This is a genomic window from Rhodopseudomonas sp. P1, assembly GCF_039642825.1.
GTDB lineage: Bacteria > Pseudomonadota > Alphaproteobacteria > Rhizobiales > Xanthobacteraceae > Rhodopseudomonas > Rhodopseudomonas palustris_H.
On record NZ_CP088006.1, the window covers coordinates 4190742 to 4213524 of the forward strand.

Consider the following 22783-nt stretch of genomic DNA (forward strand, 5'->3'; position numbering starts at 1 on the left):
GCGGCGATTACGCCGCCAGTTTCTTCTTGCGTTTCTCCGCGTAGGCGGCGGCCGCTTCGCGCACCCAGGCGCCGTCATCGTGGGCCTTGCGCCGCGCCGCCATGCGGTCGCGGTTGCACGGGCCGTTGCCGGCGAGCACCTGCTTGAACTCGTCCCAGGGAATCTCGCCGTATTCCCAATGCCCGGTCGCGTCGTTCTTCTTCAGGTCCGGATCGGGCAGCGTCAGGCCGAGATAGTGCGCCTGCGGCACCGTGGCATCGACGAATTTCTGGCGCAGCTCATCGTTGGAGAACCGCTTGATCTTCCACTTGGTCGAGGTGTCGCTGTGCTGGCTGGCTTGATCCGGCGGGCCGAACATCATCAGGCACGGCCACCACCAGCGGTTCAGCGCGTCCTGCGCCAGCGCCTTCTGCTCGGCCGAGCCCTTCGCCAGCGTCAGCATGATCTCGTAGCCCTGGCGCTGGTGGAACGACTCTTCCTTGCAGATGCGGATCATCGCGCGCGCATAGGGCCCGTAGGAGCAGCGGCACAGCGGGATCTGGTTCATAATCGCGGCGCCGTCGACCAGCCACCCGATCGCGCCGATGTCGGCCCAGGTCAGGGTCGGGTAGTTGAAGATCGACGAGTACTTGGCCTTGCCGCAGAGCAGCTGATCGACCAGTTCCTCGCGCGAAGCACCGAGGGTTTCGGCGGCGGCGTAGAGATACAGGCCATGGCCGCACTCGTCCTGGACCTTGGCGAGCAGCGCCGCCTTGCGGCGCAGCGTGGGCGCGCGGGTGATCCAATTGCCTTCGGGCAGCATGCCGACGATTTCGGAATGCGCGTGCTGGGAGATCTGGCGCACCAGAGTTTTGCGGTACGCGGCCGGCATCCAGTCGTTCGGCTCGATCCGCTCCTCGGCATCGATCCGCGCCTGGAACCGCGCGGCGCGATCGGCGTCCTCGATGTTCCGCTCGTCACCGTCGGACACGTTGAGTGCCTGGGTGTACATGGCGATCTCCTCCGGCGTTGTTGGAAATATAATTGACCAATTGGACGGTCAATGCAAGTGTCGGAACCAGACACCCGTGGTGCGTCGCAGCGCGCCTCGGCGGATGGGATCTAAACGCACCATGGCGCGCACGCGAGCCACCGACTACGACGATAAACGCCGCGGCATTCTCAGCCGTTCCGCTCGGCTATTCGCCGAACACGGCTACACCGGCACTTCGATCACCATGATCGCCGACGCCTGCGGCGTCTCGAAGGCGCTGATGTATCACTACTACCCGTCGAAGGATGCGGTGTTGTTTGATCTGCTGGAGGATCACCTGCAGCATCTGGTGACGGTGGTCGACGCCGCGGCGCAGGGCGAAAGCGATCCGAGCGACCGGCTGTTCGCGATTTCGGCGGCGCTGCTCGAAGCCTATCGCGGCGCCGATGCCGAACATCAGGTGCAGATCTCCAGCCTCAAGCTGCTGCCGCCGGAGCAGCAGGAAACCCTCAAGGCGCTGGAGCGCAAGCTGGTGGTATCGATGTCGGACGCGATCGCCGCCGCGATTCCGGCGGCGGCTGCCAAGCCGGAGTTGCTGAAGCCGCTGACGATGTCGCTGTTCGGCATGCTGAACTGGCACTATCTCTGGTTCCGCGAAGGCAGGGGCCTGTCGCGCGAAACCTATGCGCAGATGGTCACGACGCTGATGATCGCTGGCGCCGAACAGGCGATCGACGCGATCACGGTGCCGGCCAAAGCCGAGCGCGCAGCGCCGCGGAAGAAGAGTGAGCGCGTGCCCGTGGCGCGGCGGGCGTAGATCGTACGGACTCTCCAATTGTCATTCCGGGGCGCGCGCAAGCGCGAACCCGGAATCTCTCTCACTACTAAAAACCGCGGGATTCCGGGTTCGCTCGCTCTGCGAGCGCCCCGGAATGACTGCAGGGGGCGCCCCAAAAAAGAAAGGCCCGCGCGAGCGGGCCGAGGTCGGGAGGAACAGCGAGCCTCGTACGCGAGGCTCGGGGTCGTCAGCAGCGGCGGTTACGCCGACTTGCTGAAGGTCTTGGCGAAGTTGTCCTGCACCGACTTGGCGCTGTCGCTGACCAGCTTGCCGAAGTACTCGGTGGCGGACCTGGCGCGCGACACCAGCACCTCGCCCTGCGAACGCGCAAGGTCGGTCTGGATCTGGAACGCCTCTTGGACCGACTTCGCCGACGCCAGCTTATCGATGCCGGAGAAGAACGTTTCGGTGTCCTGATAGATCGCCTGCTGGATGTTGCGGGTGATCTTGGCAGCTTCGCTCACCGAATTGGCGACGGTTTCCTCGATCGCCGAGGTCACCTTCTCCGAACCGGCGTGGAAGTCCGCGACCTTCTCCTTGGCAGTGCCGGCGGCACGCTTGACGAAGTCGCGGGCGGCTTCCGGAACCTCGAGGGTCTGGAAGTTCTTGAACGCGTCGGTCACCGGCTGAAACGCCTGCTTGACGCTGTCGGCGACGGTTTCGGCCGCCTGGGTGTAGCTCTCGTGATTAGCAGTATCGGTCATCTGAAATCTCCATCCTCGTCTGAGCCATGGTCTTCCCGTCCGACCTGCGGCCCGGGCAGGTAAAATATGACATAAACCATGCTGCGTCGCAACATTAATGTTGCATCGCAACAGAAATGGCCTATTAAATCATTGTAATTTCGTCACTTTTCGAAATTTCCAACACAATCAAAACGTGTTGATCGACGTCTTCACGTCGATTTGGAACTTTGCTGCCTAGCCTTTGGGCTTCCCTGCCTTTGCCGGCTGGACCGCAGCAGCCAGCTCGTCGAGCCGCCGCTCGACCTCGGCGAGCCGGGCGTTGAATTCCTGCATCTGCGCGCGCGACGGCAAATTCATACCGGCTAGATATTTGTCCATCATGTCGGCGAACTGCTTGTGCGCCTCGGCGGACGCACCGCCGACCTGCTGCGCCACCTTGCCGAGCTCCGGCGACGCCAGCGCCTGGTTGGCGAAGGCCGCAAAACCCTTGCTCATCTCGCCGAACATCGTCTGCCACGCCGCTGCCGGATCGTTGTCCTTGTCGGCCATTGCCGTCTCCCCTCTTGGTTCTTGCGCGGCGTGCCGCGCCAGAGCCTTTTAGCGGGTTGGCGGAGCGTAGGCGAAGCCAAACGGACCGGAGCGATCGAACGGCGCGAACGTCCCCTCCGGCTGCGCCAGCCGGTCGGCGATCGCCCACAGCACCGCGGCGTTGACAATCAGGCCGATATGGCTGGCGAGCACCACCTCGATGTTCTCGGCCCGCGGTGACGGCACCAGATGCGACGTGCGCCAGTTCACGATGCCGTCGGTGCGCGAATAGATCGATGTGGTCGGCACCGGCATCTCGCCGCCGAGCGGTTCGAGGTCTTCGAGCTGCACCTCGGTCAGCTCTTCGCCCGACAGCTTCTCGTAGATCCGCTTGGCATTGGTGGCGGTGACGTCGCCGGTGAACGGGCTGCCGAGCGTGATGATATCGCGCACCATTTCGGACCCATGCAGCGCCAGATCACGCGCATAGACGCCGCCGAGACTCCACCCGACCAGACTGACCTTGCGGCCGGTCGCTTCATGAACCGCGGTGAGCCGGTCGCGCAGGCGGGCACGCATCCGGTAGATCCCGCCGAGATTGCGGCCGAGCTCCCAGGCGAACACCTCATAGCCGAGCTGCCGCAGATAGCGCCGCATCGGCGCGGTCGACAGGTCGCTGGCGAGCAGACCGGGCAGCACCAGCACCGGATGGCCGTCGCCGCGCGGTGCCTGCAGCAACAGCGGCGACAGCAGCAGACTGGCGTTGAATTCGAAGAAGCTGCGCGCCTCGGCGAGCAGCAGCGCGACGCTCGGCGGCTTCAGCCGCTCGCGATTCGGACTGGCGCCGCGGTCGGCGGGCATCGCGTCTCCAATGATCGGTTACTTCTTATCCTTGGTCAGCGCACTGCCGAGGCCGGTCATGGAAATGAACATCTCGCCGAATCGTTCGGCGAGCTTCGGATCGAAGGTGAACCAAGTCTTCATCAACGCCTCGGGCGAGACCTTCTCGATGTTCGACAGCATCTGCTCCTGCAGCTTGTCCATCACCGCGGTCTGCATGGGCTGCACGTCGGGAAGTCCGAAGAACTGCCGCGCTTCCTCCGGCGTGCAATCGATCTCGACGTTGACTTTCATGGCCGCTCCACAGTCCTGCATTGACGCGTCAACCAGTATCGCCGCGACTGGTGCCGCGATGCAAGCGATCCGACGCGCGGACGCTGCGCTTCAACCGAAGCGTTCGGCGGAGAACGGCCGTGGATCGGTGAGCGGCTGTTCACCGGTCATCATCTCGGCGAGCAGCCGTCCGGTAACTGGACCGAGCGTCAGCCCGTGATGCTGATGGCCGAAATCGAACCACAGGCCGGGATGGCGCGGCGCGCGGCCGATCAGCGGCAGCATGTCCGGCAGGCATGGCCGCGCGCCCATCCATGGCTGCGGCTCGATGGTGTCGCCGAGCGGGAACAGCGCGCGCGCCACCGGCAGCGTCTGCGCGATCTGCACCGGAGACGGCGGCGCATCGCGGCGCGCGAACTCGGCGCCGGTGGTCAAACGAATGCCGCGGTTCATCGGTGCCAGCAGATAGCCGCGATCGGTGTCGAGCACCGCGTGCTGCAGACGGGCATTGCCGCGCGGCGTGAGATGGACGTGGTAGCCGCGCTTGACGCCGAGCGGAAAGCGATAGCCGAGCGGCTTGAACACCAGGTCCGACCACGGCCCCATCGCCACCACCACTTCGCGCGCGGTGACGAGTCCGAGTTCGGTCGCGACCCGCCAGCCGCCCTCCTCCTGCTGCAGCGTGCGCGCATCGCCCTTGACGAAGCGGCCGCCGCGCCGGGAGAACAACGCCGCGTAGGCTTTGACCAGACCGCCCGGATCAGGGATCGAGCCCGGCTCGAGCCAGTGGATCGCGCCGGCAAAATCGCCGGTGAGGTTCGGTTCGCGTTCGGCGATGCCGGCACGATCGAGCACGTCGGCAACGACGCCGAACTGCCGCGCCCGCTCGAGATCGCCGAGCGCCTTGGCAAAGCTCTTCGGCGAGCGAAACAGCTTGATCCAGCCGGTCTTGCGCAGCAGCTCGGGCACGCCGGCGTCCGCTATCAGCGCCTCGTGCTCGGCGAGGCTGCGCCGGATCAGCGGCAATGCCGCCTGCGCGGTCTGCGCCGCGCGACGCGGCGACGACGCGAGGAAATACCGCACCAGCCAGGGTAGGAATTCGGGAATGCCGGAGAGCTGATAGTGGGCGTCGGCCGAGCCGTTCAGCGCGTAGCGCAGCAGATGGCCGGGATCGCGCGGAAACATGTAGGGAAACACCGAGGCGCATTCGATCAGCCCGGCATTGCCGTAGCTGGTCTCGTCACCTGCCGTGCCGTTGCGGTCGACCAGCACCACATCTCGGCCGCGGCGCTGCAGGTGCAAGGCTGCGCAGACACCGACGATGCCCGCGCCGAGCACCACGACATCGGTCTCGTTCCGCTTCATGGTTCCGAGTTAAGCGCATCGGTGCGATTTCGCAAACGCCAAACCGCATTTGCAATGGTGCCATAACGGCGCATCACGACTGACGCCGCATGGTGCAAACGGTGTCGCCACCGGTCGCTCAAACGCCGGGCAACGCGCTCTCTTTCGCATCATTGCGACAAGCAGATTGACGAGGCCGCGACAGCAGATGTCGGCGCGATGACGAATCGCATGGGTGGAAAAGAAAATGGCGGGCCGATCGGCCCGCCATTGTTGGTCGGATTGTCGCAGTCCCGGCTCAGCTCGGCTTCAGCGCCGGAGAGCCGTGCTCCATCTCATAGTCTTCGATCTGCTTGGCGCGATCGGACTCCAGCGCGGCGCGGTGATCGGTGCCGATTGCCACATACACCGCCGGCAGCACAAACAGCGTGAACAGCGTGCCGATCATCATGCCCGCCACCACCACGAGGCCGATCGAGAACCGGCTGGCGGCGCCCGCGCCCGAGGCGGTGAGCAGCGGCAGCAGGCCGGTGACCATCGCGGCCGTGGTCATCAGGATCGGCCGGAGCCGCACCCGCGCCGCCTGTTCGATCGCGGTGCGCTTGTCGAGCGCCTCCTTGATCTGCAGTTCGCGGGCGAACTCCACCATCAGGATGCCGTGCTTGCTGATCAGGCCGACCAGGGTCAGCAGGCCGACCTGGGTGTAGATGTTGATCGTCGCCACGCCGAAGAACAGCGGGATCAACGCGCCGCAGATCGCCATCGGCACCGTGATCATGATCACCAGCGGGTCACGCAAGCTTTCGAACTGCGCGGCGAGCACCAGGAAGATGATGATCAGCGCGAAGCCGAAGGTGATGGCGAGCTGGTTGCCTTCCTGGACGTACTGCCGCGCATCGGCGAGGTAGTCGTGGCTGAAGCCGGACGGCAAGTTCTTGGCCTGCTGTTCGAGGAAGTCGACCGCCTGGCCGACGGTGACGCCCGGCATCGGCACCGCCTGGAAGGTGGCGGAGTTGAGCTGGTTGAAGTGCGTCAGCGCGTTCGGATCGGTGGCGGTCTCGATCGTCACCAGCGTCGACAGCGGCACCTGCTGCCCGCTGGCGCTCGGCACGTAGAAGCCGTCGAGCGATTGCGGGGTCAGACGGTCGGCACGCGGCACCTGCGGGATCACCTGGTACGACCGGCCTTCCAGATTGAAGCGGTTGACGTAATTGCCGCCCAGCAGCGTCGCCAGCGTGGTGCCGAGGCGCTGCATGTTGATGCCGAGGTCGCTGGCCTTGGTGCGGTCGATCGTCACCCGCACCACCGGCTGGTTGAAGTCGAGATCGCTGTCGGCGACGATGAACAGGCCGCTCTTGCGCGCCGCGTCCTTCAGCTTGACCATCTCCTCATAGACGGCGCGGAAGCCGGCGGTGGAGTTGATCACCATCTGGATCGGCAGGCCGCCCGGGCCGCCGGGCAGCGGCGGCAGGTTGAAGGCGAAAGCGTTGACGCCCTCGATCTTGCTGAGCTCCTTCTGCACCAGCGGCTTGAGCTGCATGGCGCTGCGCTTGCGCTCGTCCCACGGCTTCAGCAGCATGCCGGCGATGCCGTTGTTCGGGCCCGACGTGCCGTTCAGGATGAAGCGGAGGTCGGTTTCCGGGAAGCTGGCATAGGCCTTGTCGAGCTTCTCGCCGTAGTAATTGGCGTAGTCGATGTTGGCGTATTTCGGCGCCTTGGTCACCGCGAACACGATGCCCTGATCTTCTTCCGGCGCCAGTTCCTTGGACGTGTTCATGTACATGAAGCCGACGAGGCCGAGGATCACGACAGCGAACATGCCGGTGATCGGGCGATAGTCGAGCGAGCGGTCGAGCTGCCGGCCGTACCAGCGGGTGATCGAGCTGAACACCTGGTCGACCTTGCGGGCGAACCAGCCCTGGCTCTCCTGGTGCTTGAGCAGCACCGAGCACATCATCGGCGACAGCGTCAGCGCGATGATGCCGGACACGATCACCGAGCCGGCGAGCGTGAAGGCGAACTCGCGGAACAGCGCGCCGGTGAGACCGCCCAGGAAGCCGATCGGCGCGTACACCGCCGCCAGCGTGATGGTCATCGAGATCACCGGGCCGACGATTTCGCGGGCGCCGATCAGCGCCGCCTGGACCGGACTCTTCCCCTCCTCCAGATGGCGGTGGATGTTCTCCACCACCACGATGGCGTCGTCGACCACAAGACCGATCGCCAGCACCATCGCCAGCAAGGTCAGCAGGTTGATCGAGAAGCCCATCGCCAGCATCGCGGTGCAGACGCCGATCAGCGACAGCGGAATCGTCACCACCGGGATGATCACCGACCGCAGCGAGGCCAGGAACAGGAAGATCACCACGATGACGATGCCGACCGCCTCGATCAGCGTCTTCTCCACCTCGTCAATCGACGAGCGGATGAACTTGGTCGAGTCGTAGGCGACCTTCATGCTCATCGACGGCGGCAGGTTGCGCTCGATCTCGGGGAACAGCGCGCGGACGCCGGTGACGATGTTGAGCGGGTTGCCCTGCGGGGTCGCCTGCACGCCGATGAAGATCGCGCGTTCTCCTGAGAACGCCACGCTACTGTCGGTGCTCTGCGCCGCAAGTTCGACGGTGGCGACGTCCTCCATCCGCACGAAACCGCCGCCCTGCGCCTTGACGATCATTCGTTTGAATTGATCGACATTTTGCAGGTCGGTGTTGGTGGTGATGTTGGAGACCGTCAGATAGCCCTTGGTCTGACCGGCGGCCGCCTGGAAGTTATTGGCCTGGATCGCCGCCGTGATGTCGTTTGGCGATACGCCGCGGCCGGCCATCCGTATCGGATCGAGCCAGATCCGCATCGCGAAGGTCTGGCCGCCGAGAATGTCGGCGGATGCAACGCCGTCGACGGTGGACAGCACCGGCTGCACCACGCGCGTCAGGTAGTCGGAGATAGCCGACCCCGACAGCTCGTTGCTGGCGAAGCCGATATACATCACCGCCGTGGTCTGGCCGGTCGATTTGACGATCACCGGGTCGTTGGCTTCCTTCGGGATCAGGTATTTGACCGAATTCACCTTCGCCAGCACTTCGGTGAGCGCCTGGTTGGGATCGAAGTTGAGCTTGACGTAAACCGTGATCAGGCTCTGGCCCTGGGTGGACGACGACGTGATGTAGTCGACGCCTTCGGCCGAGGCCACCGCCTGCTCGAGCGGGGTGGTGATGAAGCCCTGCATCAGATCCGGTGACGCGCCCGGATAGGTCGTGGTGATGGTCACCACGGTATTGGACAGCTTCGGATATTGCCGGATCGGCAGCGTCATCGCGGCGCGAAAGCCGACCAGCAGGATCAGCATGCTGACCACCAGCGACAGCACCGGACGCTTGATGAAGATGTCTGTGAGGACCATACGGACGCTCCGTGGCGCACCCCCGGCGCGCCTTGCGCGACCGAGCTGCGGTTGAGTTGTCCCCGGACGGCGACGATCGCCGGCCGGACCTGTTCGATGACGAGCTCGCCGCGCCTCTGGGCGCAGCCGGCGCTCCTTGTGTTAGTAGCGCGGCGGCGTCTTCGGCTGCGGCGGAGGCGGATCGGTCGAGATCGCGACTGCGGCACCCGACTGCAGCTTGAGCTGGCCGACCGCGACGACGCGATCGCCCGACTTCACTCCGGTCAGGATCACCGTGCGGCCGTCGATGCGGTCGCCGGTGCGCACGAAGGTCCGCACGGCCGACAGCTTGGCCTGGCCGTCCTCGCCCTTCTCTTCCTTGATGAGGAAGACCGAGTCGCCATACAGCGTGTAGTCGACCGCCGTCTCCGGCACGGTAACCACCGCGGGCTTGTCCGGCAGCACCACGGTGGTGGTGGCGAACATGCCCGGCCGCAGCACGTGCCCGGGATTGTTGAGCGTGGCCTGCACCCGGATGTTGCGAGTGTCGGACGCGATCTGCGGCTCGATCGTGGTGATCTTGCCTTCGAACACGCGGCCCGGATAGGCGTCAACCTTCAGCCGCACGAGCTGCCCGACCGCCAGCGTGCCGGAATCCTTTTCCGTCACGGTGATGTTGGCATAGACCTGCGAAAGGTCGGTGAGCGTCACGATCTGGGTGCCGGCGCTGAGATACTGGCCGACTTCGACGTGACGAACGCCGAGAATGCCGTCGAACGGCGCGCGCACCGTCTTCTGCGAAATCAGCGCCTCGGTCTTGGCGATACCGGCATTGGCCTGATCGAACGCCGCCTGCGCCGAGTCCACCGTCGCCTGCGGGCCGAACTGCCGGGCCGCAAGCTGCTTGGCGCGGTCGAGCGACAGCTCGGCGACCTTGGCCTGGGCGCGGTAGTTCGCGAGGTCGGCGAGTTCGGTTTCGTCGAACAGCTTGACCAGCGGCGTGCCCTGCTTCACCTCCGAGCCAGCCTGAAACAGGATGTCGGTGATGCGGCCGGAGACGTCCGAGGTGACGTTGACCTGATGCACAGCCGCCAGATCGCCGACCGCGGTGAGCAGATTGGGCAGAACTTCGGTCTTCGCCTCGGCGACCGTCACCGTGATCGGCGGCGGTTTGTTGTTGGCGAAGAACTTCGCGATCATGTGGTTGCGGAAGGCGTTGAAGCCGACCAGACCGCCGACCAGCAGAGCCAGCAGCAATCCGACGATGATGAACCAGCGCACCGTCCGCACCGGACGCGGGCGGGGCTTCTCGCTGGAGCTCCGCGCCGACGGCGGAGTTTCTGTCGCAAGCGTCATGTCATGCACTTTCTGTCGTTTCCGCCCCGGATCCAGCCCGGCGACAATTCGCGGTCGAGATGGGCGGCAATTACGGCTTCGTTCAGACCAATTCCACGTAGGATGAATTCACACATCTGGCGCTCGTGGCTCGCGGCGTTGCCGTAGTTCAGGCAAGGCACCGACGGCAGCCGCGCCAGCGCCGCCATCAGCAAGGTGTGGTGGGCGAACCAGAACAGGTTCATCGGCTCGTCGCCGACCTTGACTGCATCCCCCGCTTCCACCGCCCGCTCCAGCGACGTCACGAAAGTCCGGCCGATCAATCCCGAGACCTTCTCGTACACCAGACGGGCGAACTCACCGTCATCGAGCTGGCTCGACACCAGCAGACGGAGCCGCTGATCCTCCTCCAGCTCCGGCTGGTCGGAGGCGTTGAGGAAGTGCTGAACCATCCCCCGCACCAGCACCACCAGCGTCTGGGTCGAGGGCTCGGCACCCAGCAAGTCCATCAAGGCCGGATCGGCCTCGCGCTCGCACGCCAAAATCTCGGCATACAGCGCCGCCTTGCTCGGGAAATGCTTGAACAGCAACCCTTCCGAGATCGACGCGGCGGCCGCGACGCTCTTGGTGGTGGTCCCTGCAAAGCCATTCCGGGCAAAGCAACGCTTGGCTGCGCTCAGGATCAATTCCCGGCGCAAGTCGCTCGTCATGCGCAGTGAAGTCATCTTGTGAGTAGGCACTCACCTTTGCACTTGTCAATCAGGATCGCTGCGACGCACTAAATCGTGAGTGTTGAGATTGGCTGAAGCCGGCCGCTCCCGGCCGGCGCCAGCCCTCGAACCGGCCGCATGACATGCGTCGCCCAGGTTCCCGCCGCAAGACCCGACCTGCGGATTTCCTTAGCGTTTCGGCAACGTCGTAAATCGCCTATAGACGTAAAAAACGGGAATGACATGGAAACGGCCCCAGCAGAGCTCGCGGAAGCGTTCGATCTCGCACGTCTGACGCCCGACTTTTATGACAACCCCTACCCGACCTACCACGCACTGCGGGCGCACCAGCCGGTCAAGCGATTGGCGGGCGGCGGCTATTTCCTGACCCGGTACGACGATTTGGTCGCGGTCTACAAGAACACCACGCTGTTCTCGTCCGACAAGAAACGCGAATTCGCGCCGAAATACGGCGATTCGCTGCTGTTCGAGCATCACACAACCAGCCTGGTGTTCAATGATCCGCCGTCGCACACCCGCGTCCGGCGCCTGATCATCGGGGCGCTGACGCCGCGGGCGATCGCCGGCATGGAGCCGGACCTGATCGGGCTGGTCGACCGGCTGCTGGATGCGATGGTCGCCAAGGGGCGCGTCGACCTGATCGAGGACTTTGCCGCCGCGATCCCGATCGAGGTGATCGGCAACCTGCTCGGCGTGCCGCACGACGAACGCGCGCCGCTGCGCGGCTGGTCGCTGGCGATCCTCGGGGCGCTGGAGCCGGTGATCGGGCCGGAGGCATTCGCGCTCGGCAATGAGGCGGTGGCGGAGTTTCTCGGCTATCTCGACACCCTGATCGCCCGCCGCACCGCCCAGCCCGGCGATCCGGAGCGCGACGTGCTGACGCGGCTGATCCTGGGCGAGACCGGCGGCGAGAAGCTGACCGCCAAGGAGCTGCTGCACAACTGCATCTTCCTGCTCAACGCCGGCCACGAGACCACCACCAACCTGATCGGCAACGGCTTGGTGACGCTGGCGGCCAATCCCGATCAGAAGCAGCGGCTGATCGCCGAGCCCGCACTGATCAAGACCGCGGTTGAAGAAATCCTGCGCTACGAGAGCTCCAACCAGCTCGGCAACCGCATCACCACCACTGAGGTCGAGATCGGCGGCATCGCCATGCCAGCCGCAACTTCGCTGACGCTGTGCATCGGCGCCGCCAATCGCGATCCGGCGCAGTTTGCCGATCCCGACCGGTTCGACGTGTCGCGCAGCCCGAACCGGCATCTCGCCTTCGCGTCAGGTCCGCATCAATGCGCCGGCATGGCGCTGGCGCGGCTCGAAGGCGCGATCGCGCTGTCGCGGTTTCTCGCGCGCTTCCCGGACTACGTCCTCGACGGCCCGCCGCAGCGTGGTGGCCGGGTCCGGTTCCGCGGTTACCTCAGCGTCCCCTGCCGGCTCGGTTAGCGCCGGCCGCTCCATCGCGCCGCCGCATTGTGCTGCGAGGTCTCACCCCGACAGCCTTCGTTGCTTCGCCTCGGCGTGCAACCGGTAGCGGCGCGTTGTGATTTCGATGATCATGGTGTGCAGAGATTCGTCCGGTCCGTGGGGCCCAGAACGATCACGAGCGAGGCGTAGTGAACCGACCGACGATCATGCATGGCGCCTCACGGCGCTTCAGGACGCCCGCCCTCCTCACCCTGGCGACGCTGCTCGCCGTTGCAGCCCCCGCGCCTGACGCCGACGCCAAGCGGGCGCGCCCGGCGGCGACCACCGAGGCGACCGCGCCGCGCGAGGCCGGCGAGCCGATCATGGCGATCGTCTCGATCAAGGGCCAGCGGGTGACGCTGTACGACTCTGAAGGCTGGATCTATCGCGCGCCGGTCTCGACCGGGACCACCGGTCGCGAAACACCGGCCGGCGTGTTTGCCGTGGTCGAGAAGGACAAGGACCACCGCTCGACAATGTACGACGACGCCTGGATGCCGAACATGCAGCGCATCACGTGGAACGGCGTTGCGCTGCACGGCGGACCGCTGCCGGGCTATCCGGCATCGCATGGCTGCGTCCGGATGCCCTACGAGTTCGCCGAGAAGCTGTTCGACAAGACCCGGATCGGGATGCGGGTGATCGTGTCGCCGGAGGACGTCGAGCCGGCCGATATCAGCCATCCGGTACTGTTCTCGCCGAATGCTGAGGCGCTGGCCGCCGCGCCGATGCGCGCCGAGACCGCGGTGCGCGAGGCCGAGCAGGCCGCGCAGGCGGCCGATGAAGCCAAAGCCGCCGCGACCGCAGCCGCCCGCGCGGTGAAACCGCTCAAGGACACCTTACGCAAACTGGAGCGCGCCAAGGCGCGGGCCGAGGCGGCGCTGAAGGCGGCCGACAAGGTGCTGGTCGCCGCCAGCACGGACGAAGCCAAGGCCAAGGCGGAACAACGTCAGCAGCAGGCGGCACAGCAACTCGGCGAAGCCACCACCCAGCTCGAGACGGCCAAAGCCGACGCGGACGCCAAGCATGCCGCTGCAGCCGCCACCAAGGAGGCCGCGAAAACTGCCGCGGCCAAGAAGGCCGAGACGGCGAAGCTGGCAACCGACGCCAAGCTCGCGCAGGAGCCGGTGTCGATCTACATCAGCCGCTCGACCCAGAAGCTCTACGTCCGCCGCAACACCCGCAAGCCGCTGCCCGACGGCGGCGAATTGTTCGACTTCTCGATCGAGGTGCCGGTGACGATCCGCGATCCCGAGCGGCCGATCGGCACGCACATCTTCACCGCGATGGCGCGCAACGACGCCGGTCTGCGCTGGAGCGCGGTGACGATCGAAAGCGCCGATGATGCCAAGAGCGCGCTCGACCGCGTCACGATCCCGCCGGAGGTGCTGGAGCGGATCGGCCCGACCGCGCTGCCGCGCTCCTCGATCATCATCTCCGATGAGCCGCTGAGCGCGGAGACCAACTACCGGACCGAGTTCGTCGCGGTGCTGAGCGATCAGCCGCAGGGCGGCTTCATCACCCGCAAGCCGACCAGCAGCGACGTTCCGGTGGCCAGCAGCGATGACTGGAACGATGGTGGCTTCGGCTTCTTCTTCCAGCCGAGGGAGCAACGCGTCCCTGCGCAGTCCCGGCGCGGCCGTTATGGCGAGGGCTATTACCGCCAGCCGCAAGACTACTACCGTCAGGAGCAGCCCGGCTGGTGGTAGCGCCTGCCGCGCTACTCGTCTCCCGCGCCCGCCGCCTCGTCGAGAGCCTGGGGCGGGGTCCGCTGTACCAGCAGGGTCGGAATCCGGCGGGTGCCGCTGCGCACCGTGACCACGCGGGTGTCGGCATGGCGCCCGGCCCGTGACGCGGTGACGGTCAGGCCGGCGGCGAGCAGCCGCTCGCGCGCCGCCTCGACGTCGTCGACGCGCCAGCCGACGCCCCACAGCTTGTCGTTCTTGGCGTCCGAGCCCGCCACCGGCCGGTGCACCACCTCGATCCTGAGATCGCCGCAGTGGAACGACATCAGTCGCCCCCAGTCCTGCTGCGAGCGGTCCAGCGCCATGTCGAGCCCGAGTCTGGCGCCGTACAGCGCCGCCGCGCGGTCGGGATCGGAGGTCGAGATCACCAGATGATCCAGGCCCACCACCGGGGCCGGCCCAATCACCTGCGAGTGCGGCCGCTCGGAGCCGAGCTCGAGGAAGAACATCCGCACGCCGCGGGTGGTCTCGGTCGCGGTCCGGGTGCGTTTCCAGGTCAGCTTCGCGCCGGTGATGCGGTCGCGGCCTTCGACATCGGCGACCGGCGTCGGCTGCAGCGCCACCCGATCCAGCCGATATCGCGCAGCGTTCGCGTCGGCGACCCGGAAGCACAGGCTGGCGATGCCCTCGCCCTGCAGCTTGATCAGGGTGCGCAGCCGCTCCGCGCTCTGCGAGGTGCCGGCCGGCGCCATGAATTCCAGCGACATGTTGTCGAAGGTAAACAGAACGTTGTCGGAGCCCTCGTCGCCCCCGCGCCAGGCTGGCGCGCGGGCCAGCAGCGTCTCATAGGTCGCGACCGCCTCGTCCAGATCGCTGACCAGGACGACGAGATGATCGATGGCGGTGATCATGGACGTTCCCCCGCAAGCACGCCGCCCCACGCAGTGATTTGCCGCACGATGCTATCGGGTTTGCCGCGCCGGTTCATCGGCGCGCAATCCCCGGGCGATGCCGAGGTGCCGCCCGCGGCGCTGCCACCGGACGTGCCATGAGCCGTTCGCTCGCACGCGACTGCCACCCTCGCCTCCCTGATCGCGCCTGCCCGGAACAAGGCAGCGCGCGCGCCGTTATGACTGGATTTTCGGCGAAACCGCTGTCGTATCAGTTGTGACCCTGCGGAAAATTTTAGCGAATGCGCAGCGAACGGCAATGCTATGCTGAACGCGCCGGAACAGGTCGCAGCCTCGGGACTCTCATGCACGCACTCTTCATCGGACAGACCTATATCGACGTCACCTTCATCACCGACCATCTTCCGACCGGCGACGAAAAGCACGTGGCGTCCGACTACGCGGTGTCGTTCGGCGGCAACGCGGTGACCGCGGCATTCTGCTGCGCCAAGCTCGGGATCGTGCCCGACCTGATCGCCACCATCGCCAACGACTGGCTGGGGCGGATGTTCATGGACATGAGCGCGAAGTACGGCATCTCGGTGCACCCGCGCAAAGTGAACACCTCGTCGCTGTCCTTCATCATGCCGAAGGACGGCAAACGCGCCATCGTCCGCTGCCGCGACGACGAGCATATCCATCCGTTCCCGCTGCTCAACCTCGGCCAGTGCCGCGCCCTGCATGTCGACGGCCATCAGCCGGATGCAGCGATCCACTACGCAAAACTCTGCCGCGAGGCCGGCATCCTGACCTCGCTCGACGGCGGCGGCCTGCGCACCAACACCCACGAGCTGTTGGAATTCATCGACGTCGCAATCGTCGCCGAGCGACTGTGCGAGCAGATGGACATGACGCCGGAGAAGATGCTCGAGTATCTGAAGTCGCGCGGCTGCCGGGTCGGCGGCATCACCCTCGGCGAGCGTGGCCTGTATTGGTACGACGAGGCCGGCACAATCCGCACCCTGCCGGCGCTGCCGATCCCGCGCGAGCGGGTGATCGACACTAACGGCGCCGGCGACGTGTTCCACGGCGCCTATGTGTTCTCGTATCTGAACAACCCGGCGCAGAGCTGGCAGCACCACTTCGAATTCGCCCGCGCCGCTTCGACCTTCAAGATCCAGAAGCTCGGCAACGAAGCCGGGCTGCCGACGGTCGCGGATATCGAGGCCGTCAAGCGCGAGTTCGTGGCGGCGGCGTAAAGCGCAGGGGACGTCATTGCGAGCGAAGCGAAGCAATCCAACCCCGTGCACGAGGCCTCTGGATTGCTTCGTCACTGCGTTCCTCGCAATGACGGGGCTTGTACGCCTTACGCCATCGCCTTCTTCAAATCGAAGCTGAGATCGGCGGCTTGTTCGGGCGTCACCGACTTGTCGAGGGGAAGAATTTTGCGGCCGAACACATGGTCGGCGGCGCGGTTGACCGACTCGATGCCGATCAGCTTGCCGGCCTTGTAGCAGAACGCCGAGAACGAGCGCTCGGCGACGCTGCCGCGGATCACCACCTGATCGAAGCCCGCGGTGAGCCCGACGATCTGCAGCTTGTCGTCGCCCTGATCGGACCAGAACCACGGATAGCCGTCGTACGGCTTGGCCTCGCCGGTCAGCCGCGCGGCGACGCAGCGTGCCTGGTCGGTGGCGTTCTGCACCGACTCCACCCGCAGCGTCTCGCCGAACCGGACGCTCTCGAACAGCGCGCAGTCACCGATCGCCGAGATGTTCGGGTCGCTGGTGAGCAGCTGCTGATTGACGATGATGCCGGCGGCGGTCGACAGGCCCGCTGCGGCGGCGATTTCGACATTCGGGATCACGCCGACGCCGACCACCACCAGATCGCAGGGCAGCGTCTGACCGTTGCTGAGCGCGACGCCGGTGACGCGGTCGCCGTCGGCTTCAATCTCGGTGGCGCGGACGCCGTAATGCATCCGGATGCCCGCCGCGGTGTGGCGATCATGGAAGTAACTGGAGATCTCCGGCGTCACCGCACGCGCCATCACCCGCGGCGCGAGTTCGACGACGTCGACCTCGAGGCCCTTGCCGCGCGCGGTGGCGGCGAATTCGAGACCGATGAAGCCGGCGCCGATCACCACGACATGCTTCTTGTCCGGCATCCGCTGGCGCAGCACTTCGCTCTCATCGAGCGTGCGCAAGTACAGCACGTCCGGCAGCGAGGCGTTGGGCACGTCGAGCATGCGGTTGCGCGCGCCGGTGGCAAGCACGAGGTGGCCGTACTCGATCGCTGTACCCGAGGCGAGCAGCAGCTTGCGGCCGTCGCGGTCGATCGACACCATCCGGTCGGAGATCAGCTCGATCGCCTGATCCTGGAAGAATTTCTCCGGGCGAAACATCAGCGAGTTCGGATCGCCGCCGCTCTTGAGATACGCCTTCGACAGCGGCGGCCGCTGATACGGCAGGTGCTTTTCGTCGTTGATCAGCGCGATACGCCCGGCGTACTTCGCCTGCCGCAGCGATACGGCGACCTGAAATCCGGCGTGTCCGGCTCCAGCAATCAAGACCGTGTCGTTCATCGTTGAGCTCGTCGTGTTGGGGAAACGGCGCGGCGGACGCGCGGGAGGTGGGGATCGGCTCCAGGCTCTAGCACACCCGGCCACCGCAGGTCAGCACGTTTGCCGAGGACCTGCCCGTCGCCTCAATAGATCGGCGGCCGGAAATCGAGGATCGGCCCCTTCGGCTCCGACAGCGCGTCCAGCGCCACCGCATCGACCAATAGCGGCCCGCGCGAGCGGGTAACCGCGCCGACCCGCTCGATCTTGCCGAACGCCGCTTGGATATCCGGGCGCGCTGCGGCGTTGTCGACGCCGACCAGCAGCAGCGGGCCCGCCAATTGCTGGGCCGTCGGCGCCGGCGCCGCGAGCCAGCGGAATCGTTCGCCGCGCTGAACCACGCAGATGCCGGGCGGCAGATAGAACTCCAGCCAGCCCGTGGTGCCGTAATCGTCGGTCAGCACGCAGCTCGCGCCGATCCGCCGCCGCACCTGATCGATCTCCGCCACCATCTGCGGCACGCCGACGCCGACCGACCGCACCGTGGCGTCGCGACGATAGCCGGTCAGCGCACCAGTGTTGACCTGCACCACCACCAGCGCGAACAGCACCGCGCCGGTCGACACCGCCCAGCGCCGGCAAACCGTCACCACGCGGGCGATGCCGGGCGTCCAGTGCCGGTAGGCGGCACCGACTGCGGCGGCGAGCGCAAACGCCGGATACAGCGGGCTCAGCCAGTTCGCCTCGACGCGGTCGTGCAGCGCCTGCCAGGTGAAATACAGCGCGATCGTCCACACCGTGGCGGCAACCAGAACCCGGGACGCTGCCGGCCCGGTGCTGCGCTTGCCGAGCGCGATCAGGCCCATCACGCCGAGGATGAACACGAACGGCGTCGCCAGCACGAACTGGGTCGGGATCAGTTCGGCGACGTAATGCGGCTCGAACCCGCCGAGCTTGGCGCGGCCGAACTGCTTGACGAAGGAAATCCACTCGTGCTGCGCGTTCCAGATCACCACCGGCGAGAACAGCGCGAACGCGACCACGCCGCCGAGATACGGCCACGGCGACAGCAGCCAGCGCCGCAGCTGCGGCACCCAGAGCAGCCAGATCAGGATCGCCGGACCGAAGAACAGCGCGGTGTATTTCGACAGCAGCGCGAGCCCGACCGCGACGCCGACCGCCAGCCACCACACGCCCCTGCCCGTCGCCGCAACCTGCGCCAGAGCGAGCAGAACGAAGCTGGACGCCACCAGCAGCGGCGCGTCCGGCGTGACGATGGTGGTGCCGGCTGACACCATCATGGTGGCGTTGAGCAGCACGGTTGCGGTGGCGGCGATGCGTTCGTCGTCGAACAGCAGAACCGCGGCGCGCCACACCGCCCAGCTCATCGGCAGCGCCAGCAGAATCGACACCAGCCGGACGCCGAATTCGGTGTCGCCGGCGATCAGCGTGCCGAGCTTGATCACCACCGCCACCATCGGCGGGTGATCGAAATAGCTGAGGGCGGGATTCTTCGACCAGGTCCAGTAATACGCCTCGTCGAAGGTCAGCGGCGTGACCGCCGCGGCGAGCAGCCGGAGTGCAACCAAACCGACCACGACCAGAATCGTGGCGACAGCGGGACGCCGCATCGCGTCGCTCATCGGCCGATCATCGCTTACGCCAGACGAACAGGCCGGACATCGCGTAGTTCCACACCACGCCCATCAGCGCACCGGCCGCGCCTGCCAACCACCAGGTGATGTGCTCGTTGTACACCGCGAAGGCGACGCCGACATTGGCGAGCAGACCGACGCCGCAGACCAGATAGAACAGCAGCAGGCCGCGGACGATCGCGAAGCCTTTGAGCCGCTGGTCGCGATAGGTCAGGAAATTGTTGAGGATGAAGTTGCTGGTCATCGCCACCAGTGCGGCGGCGCCCTGCGCCTCGGCGAACGGCTGCTCGAAAACCTTCAGCACGACGAACAACGTGACGAAATGCACCACCACACCGGTCGAACCGACCAGCGCGAACAGGATGAAGCGCAGCGACAGCACGTCGTGGCTGAACTTCGCCAGCACCAGGCCGAGGAAGTCGAGGGCTACCATCGAGTCGAGCTTGCTCTCGCCGTGCAGCCGCGAGCCGAAGGTGAACGGCACCTCGACGATGCGCAGGCTGCCGCGCGCGGTCGCGATCACGTCGAGCAGGATCTTGAAGCCCTGGGTCGAGAGCTCGGGTGCGAGCTGTTCGAAGCGGTCGCGGCGGATCATGAAGAAGCCGCTCATCGGGTCGGCAACCTCGATCTTCAGCGCCTTCTGGGCGACCTGGGTGGCGATCGAGCTGATCCCGGCGCGCTGGCGGTTGAAGCTGTCGGCGCTGCCGCCTTCGACATAGCGGCTGCCGATCACGAGATCGGCGGCATTGCTCTCCAGCAGCGACAGCATTTTGGCGAGCTGGGTTTCGTCGTGCTGCAGGTCGGCGTCCATCACCGCGGCATAGGGGGCGCCGGACGCCAGGATGCCTTCGATGCAGGCGCCGGACAGGCCGCGCCGGCCGATCCGGCGGATGCAGCGCGCGCGCGGATCGCGGCGCGCCATCTCGCGGACCACCTGCCAGGTGCCGTCGGGAGAATTGTCGTCGACGAAAATGACCTCCCAGGCCACGCCGACGAGCGCTGCTTCCAGCTTTCGGAACAGCAGCTCGACATTGTCGCGTTCATTGAAGGTCGGGACGACCACCGAGAGCTGCAGCGGAACCGCCGCGGGCTGGGCACGGGTCGCGACCGCGGCTGGGCTAGCATCGATCATCGCGCCATGCGTATAGCGGCGCACACGAGCTCTGCCAAGGCGAGCCCCGGGCGATTTGGATCAGAAATGTTTTGAAATCGGGTGGCTATGGCACCCCAAAAAGGTCAACGACCACGAACAACAGGTGCGCGTACATCCGGCGCTCCCTACTATTCAGTGGTCGTCTCGGCGTCGCACGCTCCGGTTCGAAGCATCGACGTCGCCGTTGCAACCAAGATAGGAACGGGGTGCAACTTTCGCAAGGGGTCAGACATGAAGAAAGCTCAGGCAGGCGACATCCGGATCGGGATCGGCGGCTGGACCTACGAGCCGTGGCGCGGCGTGTTCTATCCGGACAAACTGCCGCAGCGGCGAGAGCTGGAATATGCCGCCTCCAAGCTGACCTCGATCGAGATCAACGGCACCTTTTACGGCTCGCAGAAGCCGGAAAGTTTCCGCAAATGGGCCAGCGAGGTACCGGAGAGCTTCGTGTTCTCACTGAAGGGGCCGCGGTACGCCACCAACCGCAAGGTGCTGGCGGAAGCCGGCGACAGTGTCGAACGGTTCTACCATTCAGGCGTACTCGAGCTCGGCGACCGGCTCGGCCCGGTGCTGTGGCAGTTCGCGCCGACGAAAAAATTCGACGAGGCTGACTTCGGCAGATTTCTCGAGCTGCTGCCGCGCGAGATCGACGGCCGCAAACTACGGCATGTCGTCGAAGTTCGACATGACAGTTTCAAGACGCCGGCGTTCATCGCGCTGCTGCGCGAGCACGAGATTCCGGTCGTGTACTCCGAGCACGCGACCTATCCTGAGATCGCCGACATCACAGGTGATTTCGTCTACGCACGGCTGCAAAAGGGCAAGGACGAGATCGCCACCGGCTATCCGGCGAAAGCGCTTGCCACATGGGCACAGCGGCTGCAGCGCTGGGCCGATGGCGGCGAGCCCGACGATCTGCCGAAGGTCGATGCGGCAGCGGCAAAGCCACGCAAGCGCGACGTGTTCGCCTATGTGATTCACGAAGGCAAGGTACGCGCACCCGCCGCAGCGATGGAATTGATCAAACTCGTCGGCTAAATTGCGGCGGTACGCGAACAACTGAGCGGACGTGACGCGCGACATTGCGTCACCGCAAGGCGTTGCGGCCGATCAATAGGTTAGCTGACGGTGCCGGGCTAGGCTCGCGCACATGTACTACATCAACAAAAGGATCCGTTTTCGGATGGACAAGATCGACTTCATGAACGGACAGATCAAGGCGCTGGTCAACTTCGCCAATGCGCTGATCAAGTCGCATCCGTCGCCGGCGATTCTGCGCCACCATTTCGAAACCAAAGCCCGCGCCGCCCCGAACGCACCACAGGGCCTGTCCCTGTCCGAAGCCTATATCGACGGCATGGCCGATATCGATCGTCAGCTCGCAGTGGCGCTCGAACACGCAATCGCACGCCGCGACCAACACGATCCGCAGCCGGACTAATCGATCGACAACCCTACAACGTACTAGACAGTCGCCACAACCAGGACTTTAATACGTAAATATTGTCACGTATTAGTTGATTACCTGAGTAGTGGCGATGCGTTTCGGCTGGGTGGTGAGCGCGTTCGGGCTCGTCGCGGTCTTGATCGCGCAAGCCGGCTGCGCCACCGCCCAGACCTTCGATCCCTCGCTCGACGAGCCTGAGTTCGACCTTCCGGCGCCGCCCTCGTTCGATCTCGGCGCGGTGACCCCGCCGGACATCGCGAGCGTCGATACCGATGACGACGAGGGACTAACCGGCGACCTCCCGGCCGGTCGAAGCAACTTCTCTCCTTTGGCCGACTTGGCCGCCGACCGGTTCAGCGGCGGACAACATGCGTCGCTGCTGTTCGGCGGCTACGATCTGTGGCGCAACGGCGCCTCGCTCTACGGCGGGTTCGAATGGTTCGGCGGCGGCGCTGCCGAGAATGGCCCGGTGGTCCGGCTGATGGCGTCGGAAGCTTTGGAGCGTTACCAGGCCGGGCGCTTCACCTATATCAACGACATTTCCCGCGCCTCGGTGCTGGCGGGCTGGCGTTTCAAATCCGGCGCGTTCGAGCTGAAGATCCTCGCCGGCCCCGATCTCGAGAACCGCGCCTCGATGCCCGACTACCGCGAGCAGCGCTGGCGCGGCACCCATGGCGGCGTGCGTATCGCGTTGGAGAGCTGGGCCGAGCCGACCCCGGAGACGATGCTGTCGTCATCGTTCTACGCCAGCACGATCGCCGGCAGCTACGGGGCACGGCTGGCCGCGGGCTGGCGCATGTTCGACGCGTTCTGGGTTGGGCCGGAGATGTCCGGCTCCTCGGATGAGTTCAGCCGGCAGACCCGGATCGGCATCCATCTCACCTGCTTCGAGATGGCGGCGATGGAATGGTCGGCGGCCGCCGGCTACGTGCGCGACAGCTATGGCCGCAGCGGCATCTACAGCCGCCTCGGCGCATCGCTGAGGCGGTAGCCGGTCCA

General features: G+C 65.7%; 19 protein-coding genes and 1 pseudogene. 7 read left to right on the forward strand and 13 right to left on the reverse strand.

Going from position 1 to position 22783, the window contains the following annotated elements:
* Positions 1 to 7 precede the first annotated feature (7 nt).
* Positions 8 to 991, reverse strand: coding sequence for a 1,2-phenylacetyl-CoA epoxidase subunit PaaA (paaA, locus tag LRC39_RS19335; RefSeq protein ID WP_346295325.1), 984 nt, complete (start codon positions 989 to 991; stop codon positions 8 to 10).
* A 121-nt stretch (positions 992 to 1112) separates the two neighbouring features.
* Between paaA and LRC39_RS19340 the strand changes: the two genes are divergently transcribed.
* Entirely contained in the window at positions 1113 to 1790 is a 678-nt protein-coding gene (locus LRC39_RS19340; protein ID WP_346295326.1) for a TetR/AcrR family transcriptional regulator, read from the forward strand.
* Between the two features lie 221 nt (positions 1791 to 2011).
* Here LRC39_RS19340 and LRC39_RS19345 read toward each other — a convergent pair whose 3' ends face one another.
* The 8 genes and pseudogenes from LRC39_RS19345 to LRC39_RS19380 all read right to left on the reverse strand — a co-directional run bounded on the left by LRC39_RS19345 (position 2012) and on the right by LRC39_RS19380 (position 10924).
* Positions 2012 to 2515, reverse strand: a complete 504-nt coding sequence (locus LRC39_RS19345) for a phasin (protein WP_107345509.1) — start codon at positions 2513 to 2515, stop codon at positions 2012 to 2014.
* 216 nt (positions 2516 to 2731) lie between these two features.
* A complete protein-coding gene (locus tag LRC39_RS19350) occupies positions 2732 to 3046 on the reverse strand; it encodes a poly(R)-hydroxyalkanoic acid synthase subunit PhaE (protein WP_107356527.1) in 315 nt (104 codons plus the stop codon).
* A gap of 48 nt (positions 3047 to 3094) precedes the next feature.
* Complete coding sequence (locus LRC39_RS19355) at positions 3095 to 3886, reverse strand: alpha/beta hydrolase (protein WP_346295327.1); 792 nt, start codon at positions 3884 to 3886, stop codon at positions 3095 to 3097.
* Between the two features lie 18 nt (positions 3887 to 3904).
* Positions 3905 to 4159 carry a DUF6489 family protein gene (locus LRC39_RS19360; protein ID WP_011159311.1) on the reverse strand — a complete coding sequence of 85 codons (255 nt, stop codon included), beginning with the start codon at positions 4157 to 4159 and terminating at the stop codon, positions 3905 to 3907.
* Positions 4160 to 4249: 90 nt separating this feature from the next.
* Positions 4250 to 5503, reverse strand: a complete 1254-nt coding sequence (locus LRC39_RS19365) for an FAD-dependent oxidoreductase (RefSeq protein WP_346295328.1) — start codon at positions 5501 to 5503, stop codon at positions 4250 to 4252.
* Between the two features lie 277 nt (positions 5504 to 5780).
* Positions 5781 to 8885 (reverse strand): MexW/MexI family multidrug efflux RND transporter permease subunit, encoded by a 3105-nt coding sequence (locus tag LRC39_RS19370; RefSeq protein WP_346295329.1) that lies wholly within the window; start codon positions 8883 to 8885, stop codon positions 5781 to 5783.
* A 141-nt stretch (positions 8886 to 9026) separates the two neighbouring features.
* A complete protein-coding gene (locus LRC39_RS19375) occupies positions 9027 to 10220 on the reverse strand; it encodes an efflux RND transporter periplasmic adaptor subunit (protein WP_263989297.1) in 1194 nt (397 codons plus the stop codon).
* Position 10221: 1 nt separating this feature from the next.
* A pseudogene (locus LRC39_RS19380) lies at positions 10222 to 10924 on the reverse strand (TetR/AcrR family transcriptional regulator).
* Positions 10925 to 11152: 228 nt separating this feature from the next.
* Between LRC39_RS19380 and LRC39_RS19385 the strand changes: the two are divergent.
* Complete coding sequence (locus LRC39_RS19385; protein WP_346295331.1) at positions 11153 to 12373, forward strand: cytochrome P450; 1221 nt, start codon at positions 11153 to 11155, stop codon at positions 12371 to 12373.
* Positions 12374 to 12543: 170 nt separating this feature from the next.
* On the forward strand, positions 12544 to 14103 hold the full coding sequence (locus LRC39_RS19390; protein WP_346295332.1) for a L,D-transpeptidase: 1560 nt from the start codon (positions 12544 to 12546) through the stop codon (positions 14101 to 14103).
* A gap of 11 nt (positions 14104 to 14114) precedes the next feature.
* Here LRC39_RS19390 and LRC39_RS19395 read toward each other — a convergent pair whose 3' ends face one another.
* A complete protein-coding gene (locus LRC39_RS19395) occupies positions 14115 to 14990 on the reverse strand; it encodes a VOC family protein (RefSeq protein ID WP_346295333.1) in 876 nt (291 codons plus the stop codon).
* A 344-nt stretch (positions 14991 to 15334) separates the two neighbouring features.
* On the opposite strand from LRC39_RS19395, the gene LRC39_RS19400 reads away from it, so the two are divergent.
* The gene (locus LRC39_RS19400) at positions 15335 to 16228 is read left to right on the forward strand and encodes a sugar kinase (protein ID WP_263989302.1); all 894 of its coding nucleotides are present in this window, start codon (positions 15335 to 15337) and stop codon (positions 16226 to 16228) included.
* A gap of 107 nt (positions 16229 to 16335) precedes the next feature.
* Here LRC39_RS19400 and LRC39_RS19405 read toward each other — a convergent pair whose 3' ends face one another.
* The 3 genes from LRC39_RS19405 to LRC39_RS19415 all read right to left on the reverse strand — a co-directional run bounded on the left by LRC39_RS19405 (position 16336) and on the right by LRC39_RS19415 (position 20316).
* Complete coding sequence (locus tag LRC39_RS19405) at positions 16336 to 17553, reverse strand: NAD(P)/FAD-dependent oxidoreductase (protein WP_346295334.1); 1218 nt, start codon at positions 17551 to 17553, stop codon at positions 16336 to 16338.
* Between the two features lie 122 nt (positions 17554 to 17675).
* Positions 17676 to 19172, reverse strand: a complete 1497-nt coding sequence (locus tag LRC39_RS19410; protein ID WP_346295335.1) for a glycosyltransferase family 39 protein — start codon at positions 19170 to 19172, stop codon at positions 17676 to 17678.
* A gap of 7 nt (positions 19173 to 19179) precedes the next feature.
* Positions 19180 to 20316: a glycosyltransferase family 2 protein gene (locus LRC39_RS19415; RefSeq protein ID WP_346295336.1), complete on the reverse strand. Its 1137-nt coding sequence runs from the start codon at positions 20314 to 20316 to the stop codon at positions 19180 to 19182.
* Between the two features lie 252 nt (positions 20317 to 20568).
* Between LRC39_RS19415 and LRC39_RS19420 the strand changes: the two genes are divergently transcribed.
* From LRC39_RS19420 to bcsS, 3 genes are all read left to right on the forward strand, one after another.
* Positions 20569 to 21375, forward strand: coding sequence for a DUF72 domain-containing protein (locus LRC39_RS19420; RefSeq protein ID WP_346295337.1), 807 nt, complete (start codon positions 20569 to 20571; stop codon positions 21373 to 21375).
* Between the two features lie 145 nt (positions 21376 to 21520).
* Entirely contained in the window at positions 21521 to 21778 is a 258-nt protein-coding gene (locus tag LRC39_RS19425; protein WP_107356539.1) for a hypothetical protein, read from the forward strand.
* Between the two features lie 97 nt (positions 21779 to 21875).
* Positions 21876 to 22775, forward strand: coding sequence for a cellulose biosynthesis protein BcsS (gene bcsS, locus LRC39_RS19430; protein WP_346295338.1), 900 nt, complete (start codon positions 21876 to 21878; stop codon positions 22773 to 22775).
* Positions 22776 to 22783: the final 8 nt, after the last annotated feature.